Here is a 16,833-nt window from a genome sequence, read left to right as displayed (position 1 = left end):
ATGACGGATGGCGACCGGTACGCCGCGGCGGCGGTGCCGTTGCGGGCCCGGCTGGTGCGCCGGATCACCGCGGGCGGGGGGCTGGCGGACCCGCGGTGGCGGGCCGCGTTCGAGGAGGTGCCGCGCCATCTGTTCGTCCCCGTCTACCACCGGCCCCGCTCCGGCGGAGGGTTCACCCGGCTGTCGGCGGACGACGCCGACCCGCGCGGCCGGTCCCGCTGGCTGTCCGGCGCCTACGCGGACGTACCGCTGATCACCCTGGTCCGGGGCGGGGAGCTGGTCTCCTCCAGCAGCCAGCCCTCGCTGATGGCCGCCATGCTGGAGGCCCTGCGGGTCGAGGACGGGCAGCGGGTGCTGGAGATCGGCGCCGGGACCGGGTACAACGCCGCGCTGCTCGCGCACCGCCTCGGTACCGGGGCGGTGACCAGCGTGGACCTCGACGCGGAGATCACCGAGGCCGCCCGCGCGCACCTGGCCGCGGCGGGGCGCCGGGCGACGGTGGTCACCGGGGACGGGGCGCTGGGCTGCCCGGACCGTGCGCCGTACGACCGGATCGTCGCCACCTGCGAGCTGCCGTCGGTGCCGCAGGCGTGGCCCCGGCAGTGCCGGCCCGGCGGGCTGATCCTCGCGCCCTTCGCGGGCGGGCTGATCGCGCTGCGCGTGACGGGCCCGGAGCGGGCCGAGGGGCGCTTCCTGCACACCCCCGCGTACTTCGTCTCGCTGCGGGGCGCCGGCGCGGCCCCGCGCCGGGCGGCCGCCGGCACCGACGGCACCCCCGGGCGCAGCCGTGCCAGCGACACCCCGCCGCGGGTGCTGGAGGACGAGCTGTTCCGCTTCCTGCTCGGCCTGTACGCCGGGGACGCCGAGGTCCACTGGACCCCCGGCGGCCCCACCGTCACCGCCGCCGACGGCTCCGCCGCGCACGCCGCCCGGGACGGCACGGTCCGGCTCACCGGGCCGCGGGACCTGTGGGCCGCCGTCGAGGAGGCGTACGCCCTGTGGCGCGGCCAGGGGCGGCCGCCCCGGGACCGCTTCGGCATGAGCGTGGCGGAGGGCCGCCAGTGGACCTGGCTGGACCGCCCGGACGGGCCGCACCGCTGGGAGCTGCGGCCCGCGCCGGGAACGGCCGGGGTCAGTCGCGGACGATCGTGATCGTCGTCCAGGCTCCGACGTGGACGCGGTCGCCGTCCGCCAGCGGGACGGGCACGAAGGGGTCGATGGGGTCCTCGCCGCCGTTGACGGTGGTCCCGTTGGTGGAGCCCTGGTCCACCACCGACCAGCTGCCGTCGGGCTGCTCCACCAGCACGGCGTGCTTGTGGGAGACGCCCGGGTCCTCGGGAGCCCGGGACAGGTCGATGTCGGGGGCCACGCCCGTGCTGTGCCGGCGCCGGCCGACGGTGACCTGGGGGCCCGTCAGCGGCATCCGCTGCTCGGGGGAGTAGGAGGGGAAGTACAGGCCGCGTGCCTCGGGGCCGCTGCGGGCCATCATGTCGGTGAAGTAGTCCCGGTCGGCGGCGATCACGGCGGTCCAGGTGCGCGGGCCCGCCTGCGGGGGCCCGGGGTCCGGCGGGCTCGGCGGGGTCAGCAGGAAGTCGCCCGAGCCGGAGGTCACCGACTCCGGGGCCAGCGGCTCGGCCGGGCGGTTGATCTGCGACGGGCGGGACCGCTGCGACTCGTAGCGCTGGTACGGCGGCCCGTCCGGCGGGTAGCCGGGGGAGGAGGGCGGCGCCTGCGGGACGAAGGTCGTCCCGGCCTGGGTGACGAAGTTGTAGCGGCACTCCTCGCAGAACTGGGCGTACCCCTCGCGCGGGGTGCCGCAGTTGGGGCAGGGCTCGGCGGCGGCGGTGGCGTCCGGGTCGTAGCCGAACCCGCCCTGGCCGTACCCGGGGTCGTACGCCGGTTCGTAGGCGGGCTCGTAACCGGGCGTGTGGCCCGGGGAGTAGCCGCCGGAGTACGGGGGCGCGGACATGCGCATCCCGCACACCTCGCACCAGTCGTCCGTCGTGGACTGGTGACCGTTCGGACAAGTCGACATGTCGCGCTCTCCCCCTCTGCCCCGCCCTGTCCCGCTGCTCTATTTCTTCACGCGGACGGTCTTCGTCGAACGTGTCTCGAGGGTCATCTCGTCCGCGTCGGCGACCCGGGCCTTCAGCCGCACAGTACCCGTCGCCGCGTCCACCACGTCCACGACCTTGGCAAGCAGCTTGGCGGTGTCCTCGTTGCCGGAGTCGCTGGCCAGCTGCACCGCCCGGCCGAGCTTGGCGGTCGCTGAGTCGAGGTCGCCCTGCTTGCGGGCCTCCAGGCCCTGCTGGATGACCTGGGCCAGCTCCGCCTGCCCGGTGTAGTGGGCGACCTGCGGGTTGATCCGCGTCGAGGCCGCCATGTCGTCCGTCCACACCGCACGCACCAGCCCCTGGCCGAGCACGCGCGTGGTGCCGTCCGGCTGGGGCAGGACGAGGGAGATCCGGGCCGCGAGCATCTCCTGGCCGACGCCGGCCGCCGGCACCACCACGTTGACGTGGTAGTCGCGCGACTCGTCGCCCCAGGAGCCCGTCGGGTAGTCGCCCGCGCGCGGACCGGCCTCGGTGCGGCGGGCGGTGAGGTCCTCCACCGTCGGCGCGACCTGCTTGACGTACCGGATCTCCGCGCCCTGCGGGGTCCACAGGCGCAGGGCCACGTCCGCGACCTCCTTGCCCATCGCGGCCTCCATCATCTGCCGGAAGTCCGCCTCGAGCCCGGACGGGTCGGCGACGATGTCCACCGTGCCGAGCAGCGCGGAGGCGATCCCGGTCAGCTCCTTGACCTCCCAGTCGGTGCCGACGCCACGCGCGTCGCAGGTGAAGCGGCCCGCGCAGGCGTCCAGCGCGGCACGCAGCACCTCCGGCTTCTCGTGCTCGTTGCGGCCGTCGGTGAGCAGGATGCCGTGCCGTATCGACACGTCGGAGGTGGCCAGCAGCCGGTCGGCCAGCCGCAGCCAGGTGCCGATCGCGGTGCCGCCGCCCGAACTGAGGCGGCGCAGCGCCTCCTTGGCCTGGTGCCGGGTGGCCGGGTCGGCGACGGCCAGACCGCCGTTCGCCGGGTAGACCTCCTTGGCCTGGTGGGTGCCGGCGACCACGGCGAAGGCGACGCCGTCGCGGATGGTGTCGATGGCGGCGGCGGTCGCCTCGCGGGCGCTGCGCATCTTGGTCGGCGGGTAGTCCATGGAGCCCGAGCAGTCCACCATGATCACCACGGCCGCACCGGGCGCGGAGCCCGGCACGTCGCCGGGCGCGTGGGTGGCCAGCGGCAGCCCGCCGGTGGTGCCGCCGCCGGTCGAGGTCACGGTGACGATCGCGTTGACCTCGCGCCCGCCCTCCGGGAGGAACTCGTTCTGGTAGATGTCGACGGAGAACTGCGGCACGTTCGACTTGGAGAAGTTGGCCATCGGGTGCGCTCCTTGCGCTTGTTCAACCTTCGGAAGAGAGCATCAGGGAGAGGTCACGCGGCCGGGAACGGCAGCACGGCGACGGTGATGTTGTCGTGGCCGCCACCGTCGATGGCGACCCCGACCAGCGTGCGGGCGCAAGCCAGCGGCCGGGTGCGGGCGTCCTCGGGCACCACGGAGGCCAGCTCCGCGGCCGACTCCGCGTAGTTCCACAGTCCGTCGGTGCACACCACCACTACACCCGGTTCGTCCGGTTCGAAGGAAGCGGTGTGCGGGTCCAGTTCCACGGCGTCCGCGCCGAGCCAGCCGGTGATGGCGTGGGCCCGCTCGTCCGCGTACGCCTCGGCCTGGGTCATCAGGCCCATCGCCACCATGCGTTCGGCCCACGAGTCGTCCTCGGTGAGCCGGGAGGCGGGGGCGGAGCGGTCGTCGGGGATCCAGTAGGCACGGCTGTCCCCGATCCAGCCCACGGTGAAGGTCTTGCCGGAGGTGATCGCGCTGACGCAGGTGCACGCGGGCGCGTTGTGGTGGCGCCGGGCCTCCTCCTCGGGGGTCTCGGCCGCCAGGTCCGTCACCGCCTGGGCGGCGATGAGCAGCGCGTCGCGCATCGCCTCCTCGGGATGGGTGCCGCGGGAGAGGGCCCGCACGAGGGAGGTGCTCGCGGTGCCCGCGGCGGTCTCCGAGGCGTCGTCGGGACGGTACGCGGAGGACACCCCGTCGCACACCACGGCGACGACGGCGGGCGTGCCGTCGGGCAGCGCGGTCGTCGCCAGCGCGAAGGCGTCCTCGTTGCGGTGGTGCCGCAAGCCCCGGTCGGTCACGGCGGCCACGCCGTCGCACTCCTGCTCCTGGTGGTCGCGGGGCCGGGGCTGCGCGTGCCCGCAGTGCTCGCAGTAGCCGTCCCCGTCGACGTCGCCCATGCCGCAGGCGACGCACCGCGGCGAGGCCGCGGACGTCCCGCCCGGGGACGGGTCCAGCCGCGGGTCGGTGATCCGCGCCCGGGGCAGGTCGGCGGTGCCCAGGCCGAAGGCGAGCGTGTCGGTGTCCCTCCCCGGCGGGGCCAGCTCGTACGACTCCGGCTCACCGCCCGGCGGTCCGGGGGCGGCGGCGGGGTCGGGCGGCGCCAGTTCGTACGCGTCCGGTTGCCGGGGCGCGGACAGGTCGGCGCCGCAGACGCCGCAGAACTTGTCGTCGGGTTCCAGAGGCTCGCTGCACTCCGGGCAAACGGTCTCGTGCGGCATGGCGGTTACACCCACGTCCGGGGGCGGAGGCGGTTGGCCCGCTCCACCAGATCGATCCTTGTGCGGCCCTGGTCGGCGAGCCGGGCCAGTACCCGGTACGAGTGTTCCAGGCCGAAGCGCAGCCCCCGTTCGTCCAGGTCCCGGCCCAGGAGCCCGGGCGTGGCGGATCCGGCGGACGGGACGCCGGCCGCGCCCTGCTGCCCGGCCAGCACCCAGTCCAGCGCGCTGCCCAGCACCTCGGTGGACAGCTGCTCGCGCAACCGCGTGTCAAGACCGAGCCGTTGCAGGTCCTCGACCTGCCGGGCCGCGGCGCGCAGGTCGTCCAGGAGCGGCTCCTGCGGGGCGCGTCCGCGCAGCCGCGCGCGGACGGCCGCCACCCGCGCGGCCGTGTAGTGGATCGAGGACTCGGGGACCGACTCCAGGGCGTCCACCGCCCCCGCCCGGTCGCCCGCGGCGAGCCGGACGCGGGCCAGGCCGAAGGCCGCGCTCACGTAGCTCTGGTCGGTGGTCCACACCAGCCGGTAGTACTCGGCGGCGTTGTCCAGCTGGCCCAGCAGCTCGGCGCAGACGCCGAGCGCCAGCTTCGGGGCGGGCTCGCCGGGGAAGGCGTCGTAGACCGCGTCGAAGGACAGCGCGGCGGTGCCGTCGTCACGGGTGACGAGCGCGGCCAGACCGCGGTGCCACACCACGCGCCAGTCGTCGGGATGCTCCTCCTGCAGTCTGCGCAACTCCTCGACGGCCGCGGGCGCGTCGTCGTTGTCGAGCCGGGCGCGTACGGTGCGCAGCCTCAGCTCCGGGGACCGCACCGGCGCCGCCTGCAGCGCGGCCACCAGCTCGGACGGCGCGGCGGCCGCGAGTCCGGCCAGGAAACCGGCGTTGGGGTCGGCGGGGTCGACGTGCGGAACGGGCAGCGAGAGCGCCGCGGCCCGTACGTCGAGCGACGAGACGGCGGGCCCGGCCGCCAGGGCCGGCGGGGCGGTCCGCTGGGCGGGCACGGTGAACGGGGTGCCCGGCACGGTCGCGGCGTACCCGCCGGGGCCGGGCACCGGTGCCGGCGACGGGGGCAGGGCAGGAGCGGCGGCCGTCGCGGCGGGCAGGGCGGGCACGGCGCCCCTGCGGTCGCCGTTCGCTCCGTTCGCGCCGCGGTCGCCCAGGGTGGAGGCGTCCTCGGCGGCCGCCAGCAACTCGGTGTCGACCACCCGCAGTTCCGGACCGAACAGGGTGGACAGCGCGGGCCGCGGCTTGCCGGTTCCGAGCGCGACGACCTCGCGCAGCACGCCCAGCAGCTGCTCGCTCATCTCCTCCGCCGAGGCGAAGCGCCGGCCCGGGTCGGGGTCGGTGGCACGGACCAGCAGCCGGTAGAAGGACTCGTAGCGGGAGAAGACCTCGATGCCGTCCGGGTCCGGCAGGCTGTCCGCGAACACGTTCGTGTAGCCCTGGAAGTCGAAGGTGAGCACGGCCAGCGTCCGCGCCACCGTGTACAGGTCCGAGGCGACGGACGGGCCGACCTCGGGCACCTCGGGGGCCTGGTAGCCGACCGTCCCGTAGATCGGGCTGTCCTGGTCGTCCATCCTGCGGACGGCGCCCATGTCGATGAGTTCCAGCCGGTCCTCGGTCTGGATGGCGTTGTCGACCTTGAAGTCGCAGTAGAGCAGGTTGCGGCTGTGCAGGTGGCCGAGGGCGTCCAGCGCCTCGATCGCGTAGGCGATGGCCTGGTCGACGGGGAGCGGCTCGCGTCTTCCGTCGGCGCTGCGGCGCTCGTTGGCGATCTCCTTGAGGGACTTGCCGCCGACGTACTCCATGACGATGTAGCCGTCGAGGGTGCCGCCCCGCGGGTCGAGGTGCTCGACGAAGTTGTAGATCCGCACGATGTTGGGATGCTCGATCTCGGCGAGGAAGCGGCGCTCGGAGACCGCCGCGGCCAGCGCGTCCTCGTCACCGGTGTCGAGCAGGCCCTTGAGCACCACCCAGCGGTCGCTGACCGCCCGGTCCACGGCCAGGTAGATCCAGCCCAGGCCGCCGTGCGCCAGGCAGCCCACGACCTCGTACTGGCCGTGCACCACGTCGCCCGCCCGCAGCTTGGGCGTGAACGAGTACGGGTGACCGCACTTGGTGCAGAATCCCTCGGTGCGCCCGGCCCGGTCGCCGCGGCTGCGCCCGACCGGCGCCCCGCAGTCGCCCTTGCTGCAGAACCGCTTCCGCTCGGGGACCTGCGGGTCGTGCAGCACCGCGGCGGCCGGGTCCGGCCGGGGGATGGGCGGTACGGTCACCAGGCCGGCGCCCAGCTTGCCGCGGGTCGGCCCGCTGGAGCCGGAGCGCGAACTGCGCACGGAGACGGAGGCGGCACCGCTCGTGGTGCCGCTGAGCGAACGGGACAGCCGTCCCGACACCGAACGGCGCGAGGAGCGGGACGAGCCCGAGGTCCGCGACGAGCGCGAGGAGGCTCCGGAACCCGGTCCGGTCCCCGCGGCCCGTGACGGCTGCGACGGCTTCGACGAGCCCCCGCCCCCGCCCGGACCGGCGGCCGTGCCCGCCGCCGCGGCGAGCGGCGCCAGCCCGCACGTGTCGCAGAACAGCTCACCGCCGCCGACGTCCTCGATCGTCCCGTCGCAGCCCGGACGCTGGCAGTTCATCGTGCATCCCCCCTGTGGTCGGCAGGTCCCGCCTGCCCCGGCACCAGCAGCTCGGCAACGGCCTGCTGATAGCGCAGCACCGCGTGCTCCGCGGCGCGCAGGTCGCACGGCGCGCTCCACAGGAGACGCCGTGCGTGGTCGTACCGCTCCATCAGGAGCGGGTCCTCCGCCATTCCGTGACGCGCCACCTTCGCCCGGTACGCGTCGAGGCGGCCGCGGAGCTCGGCGCGGACGGCCAGCGGCGCGGTGACCGCGGTCAGCGATTCGCGGGCGCGCAGCAGTTCGTCGTCCGCGCGCTGTTCGAGGCCGTCCAGCAGCGGGGAGAGACGGTGCCACTGGCCGGTCCTGCGGAAGTCGACCGCGGCGGAGAGCTGATCGTGCAGCGCGACCGGTGCCCCGCTCACCGCGGGCACCTCCGAGGCCGCGATCTTGGCGAGCACCTCGACCCGGGCGCTGCGCGCCTCGGTGAGGGTGCGGTCGGCGCGCGACAGGACGTCCCGCAGCCGCATCAGCCGGTGATCGGCGTCGTCGCGGACGTGCAGCACGGCCTCGACCTCTCGCCGTATGTCCTCCAGGGTCCGCCCGGCCCGGTCGTAGCGCCCGGTGTCGGGCCGGCCGCCGGACCAGAAGGCGAGCGGGTCGGAGAGCACCTCGGCGCGCAGCGCCGCCAGCGAGTCCAGCATCCCCGCCAGGTCGTCGCCCGAGGGGTGGGTGCCGGGGCGCACCCCGACGGACTCGGCGAGCGAACGGACCCGCTGCGCCTCCGCGATCAGCAGGTCGATGCGCGCAGGCAGCGCCGACCACACCGCGTCGGCGGCGGACACCACGTCCATCACCTGCGCGTACCACTCGTTCATCCGCGCCAGCAGCTGCTCCAGGCTGACCCGTTCGCTCAGCCGGGCCGGACCCGTCAGGCCCCGCGCCGCCTCCGGCACGGCGCCGCCGGAGACGGTGACGCCGGAGCCGCGCAGCAGCTCGGTCAGTTCCCGCAGTTCGCTCTGGGTGGGCCAGCGGCGCCGGCCGCGCAGGGCCCGGGCGGTGACGAGGGCCTCCGTGTACGTGTCGAAGTGCGCCCACAGCAGGGCGACGGCCTGCTCGGCCGCGGCCCAGCGCTCCTTGGTGGCACCGCTCAGCGCCGCGCCCTCCAGCAGCCTGCGGCCGGAGTGGTCCTGCAGCGCGAGCAGGGACGCCTCGATCGCGTCCCGCTCGTCACCGAGCCGTGCCAGGGCACGGTCGGCGTCCTCACGGCTCATCGCCGGTCCGGATGGTCCCGCGACCGCCATCGCACCTTCCTTCTCTCCCGCCGGTCCCCGTGCTTCGCGTCAGTCCTTGTAGAGCGGTTCCGGCGGCCCCTCGATGCCGGGAAGGTCCGCCTCCAGCCAGGTACGGTACGCCTGCATCCAAGGACTGTCCGGGCCACCGCTGCGGTAGTCCTCCAGCACCCTGTTGACCCGGCGCACCAGGTCGGTGTCCTTCTCGTTCATCGCCACGCCGTAGTACTCGGTGGTGACCGGGGTGCCCACCAGCCGCACCGCCGGGTCCTGGGCGGCCTGGCCGGCGGCCAGCGCGTTGTCGGTGAAGACGGCGTCCGCCTCGCCGAGTTGCAGCATCACCAGGCAGTCCAGCTGGTTCGCCACGAGCAGGACGCGGGGCTGCAGCCGCTCCTTCTCCTTCTCCAGCTCGGCCTGCCCGGTGCTCCCCTGGGCGACGCAGATCCGTTTCCCCTTCACGGAGGAGTCGAACCCCTTGATGGTGGACCCCTGGCGGGGGACCAGCAGTTGCTGCCCCGCCTCGAAGTAGGCGGTGGAGAAGGCGATGTGCTTCTCCTTGATCCGTTCGCAGGTGATGCTCACGGTGCGCACCAGCAGGTCCACGTCACGGTTGTTGACGGCGTCGAAGCGCTTGGCGGTCGGCACGGTCTTGTAGAGGATGGCGTCCTCGCTGCCGAGGATGTCCTTGGCGATGGCCTTGGCCAGGTCGATGTCGAAGCCGACGATCTTCCGGGAGACCGGGTCGCGGTAGCTCCAGCGGTAGCCGTTCTGGTCGACGCCGATGACCAGTTTGCCGCGCTTCTTGATCCGTTCGATCGCCGGTCCGCTCGCGGAGGACGGCCGCAGACTCGCCTCCGGGTGGCCGCCGCAGTCGTCGGCCGTGGCCTTCCCCGGCGCGGCGGCCGGCGACCCGGTGGCCGCCGTCCGTGACTCGGGCCGGTCCCGGTCCCCGTCCCCGAACCTGCCGTCCTGCAGCGGCAGCACGGCGCCGGCGGCCGCGGCCGCGCACAACGCGGCCGCCGAGACCACGGCCGCCCAGCCCCGCACGCGCCGTCCACGCTCCTGGCGTCCCATCAGCCGCCTCCCCCCGCTCACCGGTACTCCGACAGCCGGCGCCCGATGCCGAGCACCGCGCCCGCGGCGCCGAGCACCGCCAGCAGCGCGGCACCCGCCACCAGCCCGTCCAGCGCGCCGCGCCCGTCGGCGGCCGCCCGTTCGAACTCCTGCTGCTCGTGGTCGACGGCGTCGGCGAGGTTGTTGTCGACCTCGTCGAAGCAGAAGCCGGTGAACTGCTCGGGCCGTTGCCCGTTCTCGTACGTGCCGCCGATCGTCTGGGCCACGGCGTCCAGGTAGTTGCCCGCGTCGTCCTTCTCGCGGGCCTCGCCGTGCAGTCCCCACCAGGCCTTCGCGGCCTCCATCGCGGACGTGATGCTCTTGCGGCCCTGGTCGTCGTCGGCGAGGGCGAGCGCCCGTGCCAGCAGGCCCGTCCGCCCGTCGGCGTCCGTGCCCGCCAGGCCCTGCAGTTGCTTGTCGTACGCCGTGCTGTAGGCGTCCCCGCCGCCGCGGGCCACGAGCGTCAGGTTCTCGTTGCCTCGGGCCTGCAGGGTCTGGATCCGGGCCTCGTTGAGGACCTGCAGCGAGCGCGCGCCGTGCGCGTAGGAGTCGTCCAGCTGGGCACGGGCGACGCCGTGCCCGGCGACCAGCCACAGCAGCACCACGGCGGTGGCCACCGTGCCGGCGAGCATGCCCGGGTTGAACACCCGGTGGGTCCGCCGGTAGGAGCGCCGCTGCGCCCACACCAGCGCGCCCAGCGCGACGAGGCCGAGGCCCCAGGCGGCCAGCGGCAGGGCCTTGGCGTCCTGGTAGTCCTCGCCCAGCCGTGCGGTCTCGATCGTCCACAGCTGCTTGGCGTCCGGGAGGATCTCCTCGCTCATCATCTTGTTGGCGCGCCGCAGGTACGCCCCGCCGACCGGGAAGCCCTGGCGGTTGTTGGCGCGGGCCCGTTCGACCAGGCCGGTGTAGACCGACAGCCGCTGGTTCAGCCGCTCCAGGCGGGCCTGCGCCTGAGCGGAGTCCTCGGAACTGGCCGCGGCGTCGGCGATGTTCCGCGAGGCGATCTCGATGTCCCGGGTGTACCGCTCGCGGTCCTGCGCGGGGTCGTCGCCGCCGGCGAGGAAGCCGCCGGCGGCGGTGGCGTCCGCGTCGGCGAGCGAGCGGTAGATGTCCGCGGCCCGGGCGCTCAGCGGCTCGCTGTGGTGGATCACGTCGTCGGCCGCGGCGGCGCGATCGGTGATCTGCCACGCCGTCACCGCGCCGAAGGCGACGACCAGCAGGGCCAGCAGCGCCCCGATGATCCGCAGCCGTCCCGGTTCCGTGGTGGCCGCGGCGCGCCACACGAGCAGTTGCTCCACCCATGCCCGTGGTCGCCTGCCGCCGGGTGCGGGCGTGTCCGCCCGCACGGTCGGCGACTTCGTCTCCATCGGCGTCTGTGTCACCTGCCGGCCCTCCCCCCGACCCGTTCGCCCGCGCGTACGCGCGACGAGCCCATGACCAGCAGTATGGCCGTCGTCACCGGCATCCACCCAGGGATTGCGTGGATCTTGCCGTCCGTACAGCCCGTCCGCCGCCCGCCTGGTCCCCTCGCGCGCCGCCCCCTCGCAGCTCACCACGCACGGGGGGGTGCGTTCGGTTCCCCCGGCGTGCGCGCCGGTTATGACACGGAGCCCAGCAATGCGTAGTGCGCCCGCAGCCGGGCGTGCGCCTGCGCCGCCGCGCCGGTGGCGTCCAGGCCCAGCAGGGCGGCGCCCAACACCGGCGGGGAGGTCACCACTTTGGGGACGGCCTTGGGGGCCGCGGCGGCCAGCAGGGAGGTCACGGAGTCCATCAGCAAGGGGTGGCGGGCGGCCAGCACTCCGCCGCCGAGGACGACGTCGGCCTCCTCGTCGAGCAGGTCGAGCCGGCGCAGCGCGACCGTGGCCATGACCACGATCTCCTCGGCCTGCCGCTCCACGATGGCCCGGGCGACCGGGTCGCCGGCCTGCGCGGTCGCGAAGAGGACGGGGGTCAGCTCGTGCTTGCGGGAGATCGCGAGGTGGCCCAGGTGCAGGGCCTCGATCAGGGCGTGCATCGAGGTCAGCCCGAAGTGCCCGGGGAGCGTGGCGGCGAGCGCGGTGGCGCCGCCGCGGCCGTCCTCGGCGCGCGCCGCCCACCACAGGGCCTCGTCGGCCAGGCCCGCCCCGCCGCCCCAGTCGCCGGACAGGTGGCCGATGGCCGGGAAGCGGGCCGTGCGCCCGTCCGGGAGCATGCCCGCGCAGTTGATGCCGGCGCCGCACACCACGGCGACCCCGCGCGGCCCGTCGACGCCCGCACGCAGGAGGGCGAAGGTGTCGTTGGCGACACGGGTGGTCCCGCCCCAGCCCCGGGCGTGGACGGCGCGTTCGAGCTGCTGCTCCTCCACGGGCAGGTCGGCGTTGGCCAGGCACGCGGAGACGTGCCGCACCAGCGGTTCCCCGGGTCGCGGGGCGAGGCCGGCGGCGTCGGCGGCCCGCTCGACGATGCGCGCGATCACCTCGACCGCCGCCTCGGTGCCGACGATCTGCGGCTGGAACCCGCCGCCGCGGGCGGTGCCCAGCACCGTCCCGTCGGCGGAGACGAGGGCGACGTCGGTCTTGCTGTTGCCCGCGTCGACGGCGAGCACCCCGTCGACGACGAGAGGGTTCAGGCCCACGCGAGGTGCTCCCGGTTGTGCGCGATCAGACGGTCGGTCAGGGCCTCGGCGTACTCGTACTGGCCGACCAGCGGGTGCGAGAGCAGGGCCTTGAAGACCCGGTCGCGTCCGCCGTGCACGGCGGCGGTCAGCGCCAGGTCCTCGTAGGCGGTGACGTTCGCGACCAGACCGGCGTACAGCGGGTCCAGGGGCGGGACGGGCAGCGGGTGCGTCCCGTGCGCGTCCACGGTGGCCGGGACCTCGATGACGGCGTCGTCGGGGAGGAAGGGGAGGGTGCCGTTGTTGAGGGTGTTGACGACCTGGACGTCGCCGGTGTCCCGCAGGAGGGAGGAGGCCAGGGCCACGGCGGCCTCGGAGTAGTAGGCCCCGCCGCGCCGGGAGAGCAGCTCCGGCTTCTCGTCGAGGGTCTCGTCCCCGTACATCCCCAGCAGTTCCGCCTCGATGGCGGCCACCTCGGCGGCCCGGGACGGCTTGGTCCGCATCTCCCGCACGACCTCGTCGTGGGCGTAGTAGTAGCGCAGGTAGTACGAGGGCACCACGCCCAGCCGGTCCAGCACCGGGCGGGGCAGGTGCAGGTCGGCGGCGATGGCGTCGGCGTGCTCGGCGAGCAGCTTCGGCAGGACGTCCTCGCCGGCGGGGCCGCCGAGCCGGACGCCGCGTTCCCAGGTGAGGTGGTTGAGGCCCACGTGGTCCAGGTGGACGTCCTCGGGCGCCACGCCGAGCAGCCCGGCGAACTTCCGCTGGAAGCCGATGGCGACGTTGCACAGTCCGACGGCCTTGTGACCGGCCTGCAGCAGGGCGCGGGTGACGATGCCGACCGGGTTGGTGAAGTCGATGATCCAGGCACCGGGGGCCGCCCGGCGGACCCGCTCGGCGATGTCCAGCACCACCGGCACCGTGCGCAGCGCCTTGGCCAGCCCGCCCGCGCCGGTGGTCTCCTGGCCGACGCAGCCGCACTCCAGCGGCCACGCCTCGTCCTGCGCCCGGGCGGCCTGGCCGCCCACGCGCAGTTGCAGCAGCACGGCGTCGGCCCCGGCCACGCCCGCGTCCAGGTCCGAGGTGGTGGTCACGGTGCCGGGGTGGCCCTGCCTGGCGAAGATCCGCCGGGCGAGCCCGCCGACCAGCCGCAGCCGGTCCTCGGCGGGGTCGACCAGAACCAGCTCCTCGACCGGCAGGGTCTCCCGCAACCGGGCGAAACCGTCGATGAGTTCCGGGGTGTACGTGGACCCGCCGCCCACGACCGCCAGCTTCATCCTTTGACTCCCGTCAACGTCACGCCTTCGATGAAGGCCCTTTGTGCGAAGAAGAAGACGACGATCACGGGTGCCATGACCAGCACCGTGGCGGCCATCGTCAGGTTCCAGTTGGTGTGGTGGGCGCCCTTGAAGGACTCCAGGCCGTAGCTCAGGGTCCAGGCGGCCGGGTTCTCGCTCGCGTAGATCTGCGGGCCGAAGTAGTCGTTCCAGCAGTAGAAGAACTGGAACAGCGCCACCGCGGCGATGGCGGGCTTGGCCATCGGGAGCACGACGCGCAGCATCGTGCGCAGTTCGCCGCAGCCGTCGACCTTCGCCGCGTCCGTGTACTCCTTGGGGATGGTGAGCAGGAACTGCCGCAGCAGGAAGATGGTGAACGCGTCGCCGAAGGCCATCGGGATGATCAGCGGCCACAGCGTGCCCGACAGGTGCAGCTGCTTCGCCCAGAACAGGTACATGGGCACGACGACGACCTGCGGGGGCAGCATCATCGTGGAGATCACGAGCATCATCGACAGATTCCGCCCGCGGAAGCGGAACTTGGCCAGCGCGTAGGCGACCGGCGTGCTGGAGACGACGGTCAGCACGGTTCCGAGGCCCGCGTACAGCAGGGTGTTGCGCCACCAGGTGAGGAAGCCCGGGGCGTCCCAGACGGTGCCGAAGTTGCCCCACTCCCAGGTCCTGGGCCACAGGTCGCGGGTGAGGGCCTGGTTGTCGCTCATCACCGCGGTGAGGAAGACGAAGACGAACGGCAGGACGAAGAAGAGCGCGGCCGCGATGCCGAGGGCGTGCACCGCGATCCAGTGCAGCGCCGCCTTGCGGGCCGCGGTGCGCCGCGCACCGGAGGGGAGTCCGGTGGCGGACGCCGGGGCCGAGGGGGCGAGGGTCGCGTGGGTCGTCATGGGTGTCAGTCCTCCGCCGTCAGGAAGCCGCTGCGGCGGCGCATCAGGAGCGCGGTGAAGGCCATGGAGAGCGCGAAGAGCACGAGGGCGATCACACACGCCGAGCCGGTGTCGAAGCGCTGGAAGCCGAGGTTGTAGACCAGTTGCGGCAGGGTCAGCGTGGACTTCTCCGGGTAGCCGGGTTCGAACTGCTGGCCGGAGCCGCCGATGATGCCGCTGGCGACCTTCCCGGCGACCAGGGGCTGTGTGTAGTACTGCATCGTCTGGATCACCCCGGTCACGACGGCGAAGATCACGATGGGCGAGATGTTCGGCAGCGTGACGTAGCGGAACCGCGACCAGGGGCCGGCGCCGTCCAGCTCGGCGGCCTCGTACTGCTCCTTGGGCACGTCGAGCAGCGCCGCCATGAAGATGACCATGAGGTCGCCGATGCCCCACAGGGCCAGCAGCGTGAGGGCGGGCTTGGACCAGGACGGGTCGTTGAACCAGCCGGGCGTCGGCAGCCCGACGCTGCCCAGCAGGTGGTTGACCGGCCCGGTGCCGGGGTTGAGCAGGAAGGCGAAGGCCATGGTCGCGGCCACCGGCGGGGCCAGGTAGGGCAGGTAGAAGGCGGTGCGGAACAGCCCCGCGCCCGTCTTGATCTTCGTGATCAGCAGCCCGATCCCGAGCCCGAACACGACCCGCAGGCTGACCATGACGACGACCAGCCACAGGGTGTTGCGCAGCGCCGGCCAGAAGAACGGGTAGTCGTTGAAGACGTACGACCAGTTCTTGAGGCCGTTCCAGGTGGGGGCGGTGAAGCCGTCGTACTTCATGAAGGAGAAGTAGACGGTCGAGACCAGCGGGTAGGCGAAGAAGACGCTGAAGCCGATCAACCAGGGCGAGAGGAAGGCGAGGGTGCGAAGCGCCTCGCGGCGGCGCTTCGCCCTCAGCATCGGGTGGACGGTGCTCATCAGCGGGCCTGCGCGATGTCCTTGTCGACCTGCTCGTCGACGCCCTTGAGGCCGGCGGCCAGGTCGGTCTGCTTGCCCGCCTCGTAGGCGTAGCCGAAGTCCTGCAGCGTCAGCTGGTAGGTGCCGCCGTTGACGCTGGCGGGGGTGGTGGTGCTGTTGGGGTTCTGCGCGATCTCCACGAAGGTGCGGAAGAGGGGATCGGCGTCCAGCTCCGGGGACTTCAGCGCGGCCAGCGTGGAGGGCACGTTGTGGATGGCGTTGGCGAAGCTCACCACCGCGTGGGTGTCGGTGGTCATGTACTTCACCAGCTCCCAGGCGGCGTTCTTCTTGGCGCTGGTGTTGGCGACGCCGATGATCGTGCCCGACAGGTAGCCCTTGCCGTAGGTGTCGGCCTGGTTGTCCGGCACGGGGAAGGGGGCGACGCCGATCTCGAACTTCGTGCCCGCCTCCGCGGCCATGCCGGCCCGCCACTCGCCGTCGATGGCCATGGCCACCTGGCCGGTGTGGAAGGGGTTCTTGGCGCCCCACTCGTCACCGAAGCCCGACCGGTACTTCTCCAGCTTCTTGAAGCCGCCGAGCGCCTTCACCATGTCCTGCTGCCAGGTGAACATGGCCGCGAAGCCCGGGTCCTTGGCGACGCCGGACTTGCCGTCGGCGTCGAAGTACTTCGCGCCCCACTGCGCGGCCAGGTGGGTGGTGGTGGACTCGTAGCCGTGGAAGTTCGGCATGAATCCGAGCTGGGAGTAGGAGTCGCCCTTGCTCTTGGTGAGCTTGACCGCGTCGGCCTTGAACTCCGAGAGGGTCTTCGGCGGGGAGGTGATCCCGGCGGCCTTGAAGGCGTCCTTGTTGTAGTACAGCCCGTAGGCGTCGCCGAGCAGCGGCAGCGTGCAGCGCTTCCCCTCGAACTGGGTGTACTCCAGCATCGGCTTGGGGAAGGTGGCGGCCGGGTCGATGCCGGACTTCTTCAGGAACGGGTCCAGGTCGGCGAAGGCGTTGGACGAGCAGAACTTGCCGACGTTGTCGGTGGTGAAGGAGGAGACGACGTCCGGGGCGTTGGGGCCGCCGGCCCGCAGCGCCTGGTTGATCTTGTCGTCGGTGATGTTGCCCTGCACCTTGACGTGGATGTTGGGGTGGGCCTTCTCGAACGCCTTGACGTTGGCGTCGATCGACTTCACCTCGCTCGGCGCGGACCAGCCGTGCCAGAAGGTGATGGTCACGTCCTTGCTGGGGTCGTCGCCTGCGGTGTTGTTGCCGGAGCCCGTGCACGCGCTCGTCAGCAGGGTTATCGCGGCGGCGGCTGCGACGGCGGCCGCGGCCGTCTTGGTGGAACCGGACACTTCGCTTCCTCCGGGGGACTTCGGGCGGTTCGAGGGTGTGCGAGACCGGCGGAGGGACCCGCGGGGGTCCGTCCGCTGCGTGTGCGGGTGGG

13 protein-coding genes are annotated in these 16,833 nt (G+C 73.3%); 1 reads left to right on the top strand and 12 read right to left on the bottom strand.

Annotated elements, in window-relative coordinates; translation table 11 throughout:
• Window positions 1-1,152 (top strand): methyltransferase domain-containing protein, encoded by a 1,152-nt coding sequence (locus PV350_RS20025; RefSeq protein ID WP_499511935.1) that lies wholly within the window; start codon window positions 1-3, stop codon window positions 1,150-1,152.
• On the opposite strand, the gene PV350_RS20020 is transcribed toward PV350_RS20025, so the two are convergent.
• The 12 genes from PV350_RS20020 to PV350_RS19965 form a co-directional block, all read right to left on the bottom strand.
• Window positions 1,133-1,975 (bottom strand): FHA domain-containing protein, encoded by an 843-nt coding sequence (locus PV350_RS20020; protein WP_500335192.1) that lies wholly within the window; start codon window positions 1,973-1,975, stop codon window positions 1,133-1,135. The genes PV350_RS20025 and PV350_RS20020 overlap by 20 nt on opposite strands.
• Before the next feature lie 99 nt (window positions 1,976-2,074).
• Window positions 2,075-3,424: a vWA domain-containing protein gene (locus PV350_RS20015; protein ID WP_499511933.1), complete on the bottom strand. Its 1,350-nt coding sequence runs from the start codon at window positions 3,422-3,424 to the stop codon at window positions 2,075-2,077.
• Window positions 3,425-3,477: 53 nt separating this feature from the next.
• On the bottom strand, window positions 3,478-4,665 hold the full coding sequence (locus PV350_RS20010; protein ID WP_500335167.1) for a protein phosphatase 2C domain-containing protein: 1,188 nt from the start codon (window positions 4,663-4,665) through the stop codon (window positions 3,478-3,480).
• 5 nt (window positions 4,666-4,670) lie between these two features.
• The gene (locus PV350_RS20005; protein WP_500335165.1) at window positions 4,671-7,298 is read right to left on the bottom strand and encodes a serine/threonine-protein kinase; all 2,628 of its coding nucleotides are present in this window, start codon (window positions 7,296-7,298) and stop codon (window positions 4,671-4,673) included.
• Window positions 7,295-8,581, bottom strand: coding sequence for a hypothetical protein (locus tag PV350_RS20000; protein ID WP_499511930.1), 1,287 nt, complete (start codon window positions 8,579-8,581; stop codon window positions 7,295-7,297). Before PV350_RS20000 ends, PV350_RS20005 begins: the two co-directional genes overlap by 4 nt.
• A gap of 39 nt (window positions 8,582-8,620) precedes the next feature.
• Complete coding sequence (locus tag PV350_RS19995; protein ID WP_500335163.1) at window positions 8,621-9,643, bottom strand: glutamate ABC transporter substrate-binding protein; 1,023 nt, start codon at window positions 9,641-9,643, stop codon at window positions 8,621-8,623.
• A 17-nt stretch (window positions 9,644-9,660) separates the two neighbouring features.
• Window positions 9,661-11,049 (bottom strand): GlnX family signal transduction membrane protein, encoded by a 1,389-nt coding sequence (locus PV350_RS19990; protein WP_500335190.1) that lies wholly within the window; start codon window positions 11,047-11,049, stop codon window positions 9,661-9,663.
• 230 nt (window positions 11,050-11,279) lie between these two features.
• A complete protein-coding gene (locus PV350_RS19985; protein ID WP_500335161.1) occupies window positions 11,280-12,296 on the bottom strand; it encodes an N-acetylglucosamine kinase in 1,017 nt (338 codons plus the stop codon).
• Entirely contained in the window at window positions 12,287-13,549 is a 1,263-nt protein-coding gene (locus tag PV350_RS19980) for a 6-phospho-beta-glucosidase (protein WP_499511927.1), read from the bottom strand. Before PV350_RS19980 ends, PV350_RS19985 begins: the two co-directional genes overlap by 10 nt.
• A complete protein-coding gene (locus tag PV350_RS19975) occupies window positions 13,546-14,451 on the bottom strand; it encodes a carbohydrate ABC transporter permease (protein ID WP_499511926.1) in 906 nt (301 codons plus the stop codon). Before PV350_RS19975 ends, PV350_RS19980 begins: the two co-directional genes overlap by 4 nt.
• Window positions 14,452-14,456: 5 nt before the next feature.
• Window positions 14,457-15,404 carry a carbohydrate ABC transporter permease gene (locus tag PV350_RS19970; protein ID WP_499511925.1) on the bottom strand — a complete coding sequence of 316 codons (948 nt, stop codon included), beginning with the start codon at window positions 15,402-15,404 and terminating at the stop codon, window positions 14,457-14,459.
• The gene (locus PV350_RS19965; protein WP_500335159.1) at window positions 15,404-16,741 is read right to left on the bottom strand and encodes an ABC transporter substrate-binding protein; all 1,338 of its coding nucleotides are present in this window, start codon (window positions 16,739-16,741) and stop codon (window positions 15,404-15,406) included. The genes PV350_RS19970 and PV350_RS19965 overlap by 1 nt, the downstream gene beginning before the upstream one ends.
• Between the last annotated feature and the right edge of the window lie 92 nt (window positions 16,742-16,833).

The organism is Streptomyces sp. PA03-6a, from assembly GCF_033792765.1.
In the GTDB taxonomy this organism is placed as follows: Bacteria; Actinomycetota; Actinomycetes; order Streptomycetales; family Streptomycetaceae; genus Actinacidiphila.
The sequence above is the reverse complement of the archived record's forward strand: the minus strand, read 5'-3'. Positions and strand labels throughout refer to the sequence as shown.

Excerpts from the sequence above, each read along its gene's own strand:
- PV350_RS20020 (WP_500335192.1), bottom strand. The coding sequence starts at position 1,975 with ATGCGCATGTCCGCGCCCCCGTACTCCGGCGGCTACTCCCCGGGCCAC.
- PV350_RS19975 (WP_499511926.1), bottom strand. The coding sequence starts at position 14,451 with ATGACGACCCACGCGACCCTCGCCCCCTCGGCCCCGGCGTCCGCCACC.
- PV350_RS19990 (WP_500335190.1), bottom strand. The coding sequence starts at position 11,049 with ATGGAGACGAAGTCGCCGACCGTGCGGGCGGACACGCCCGCACCCGGC.
- PV350_RS20015 (WP_499511933.1), bottom strand. The coding sequence starts at position 3,424 with ATGGCCAACTTCTCCAAGTCGAACGTGCCGCAGTTCTCCGTCGACATC.
- PV350_RS20000 (WP_499511930.1), bottom strand. The coding sequence starts at position 8,581 with ATGGCGGTCGCGGGACCATCCGGACCGGCGATGAGCCGTGAGGACGCC.
- PV350_RS19995 (WP_500335163.1), bottom strand. The coding sequence starts at position 9,643 with ATGGGACGCCAGGAGCGTGGACGGCGCGTGCGGGGCTGGGCGGCCGTG.
- PV350_RS20010 (WP_500335167.1), bottom strand. The coding sequence starts at position 4,665 with ATGCCGCACGAGACCGTTTGCCCGGAGTGCAGCGAGCCTCTGGAACCC.
- PV350_RS19970 (WP_499511925.1), bottom strand. The coding sequence starts at position 15,404 with ATGAGCACCGTCCACCCGATGCTGAGGGCGAAGCGCCGCCGCGAGGCG.
- PV350_RS19980 (WP_499511927.1), bottom strand. The coding sequence starts at position 13,549 with ATGAAGCTGGCGGTCGTGGGCGGCGGGTCCACGTACACCCCGGAACTC.
- PV350_RS20025 (WP_499511935.1), top strand. The coding sequence starts at position 1 with ATGACGGATGGCGACCGGTACGCCGCGGCGGCGGTGCCGTTGCGGGCC.
- PV350_RS20005 (WP_500335165.1), bottom strand. The coding sequence starts at position 7,298 with ATGAACTGCCAGCGTCCGGGCTGCGACGGGACGATCGAGGACGTCGGC.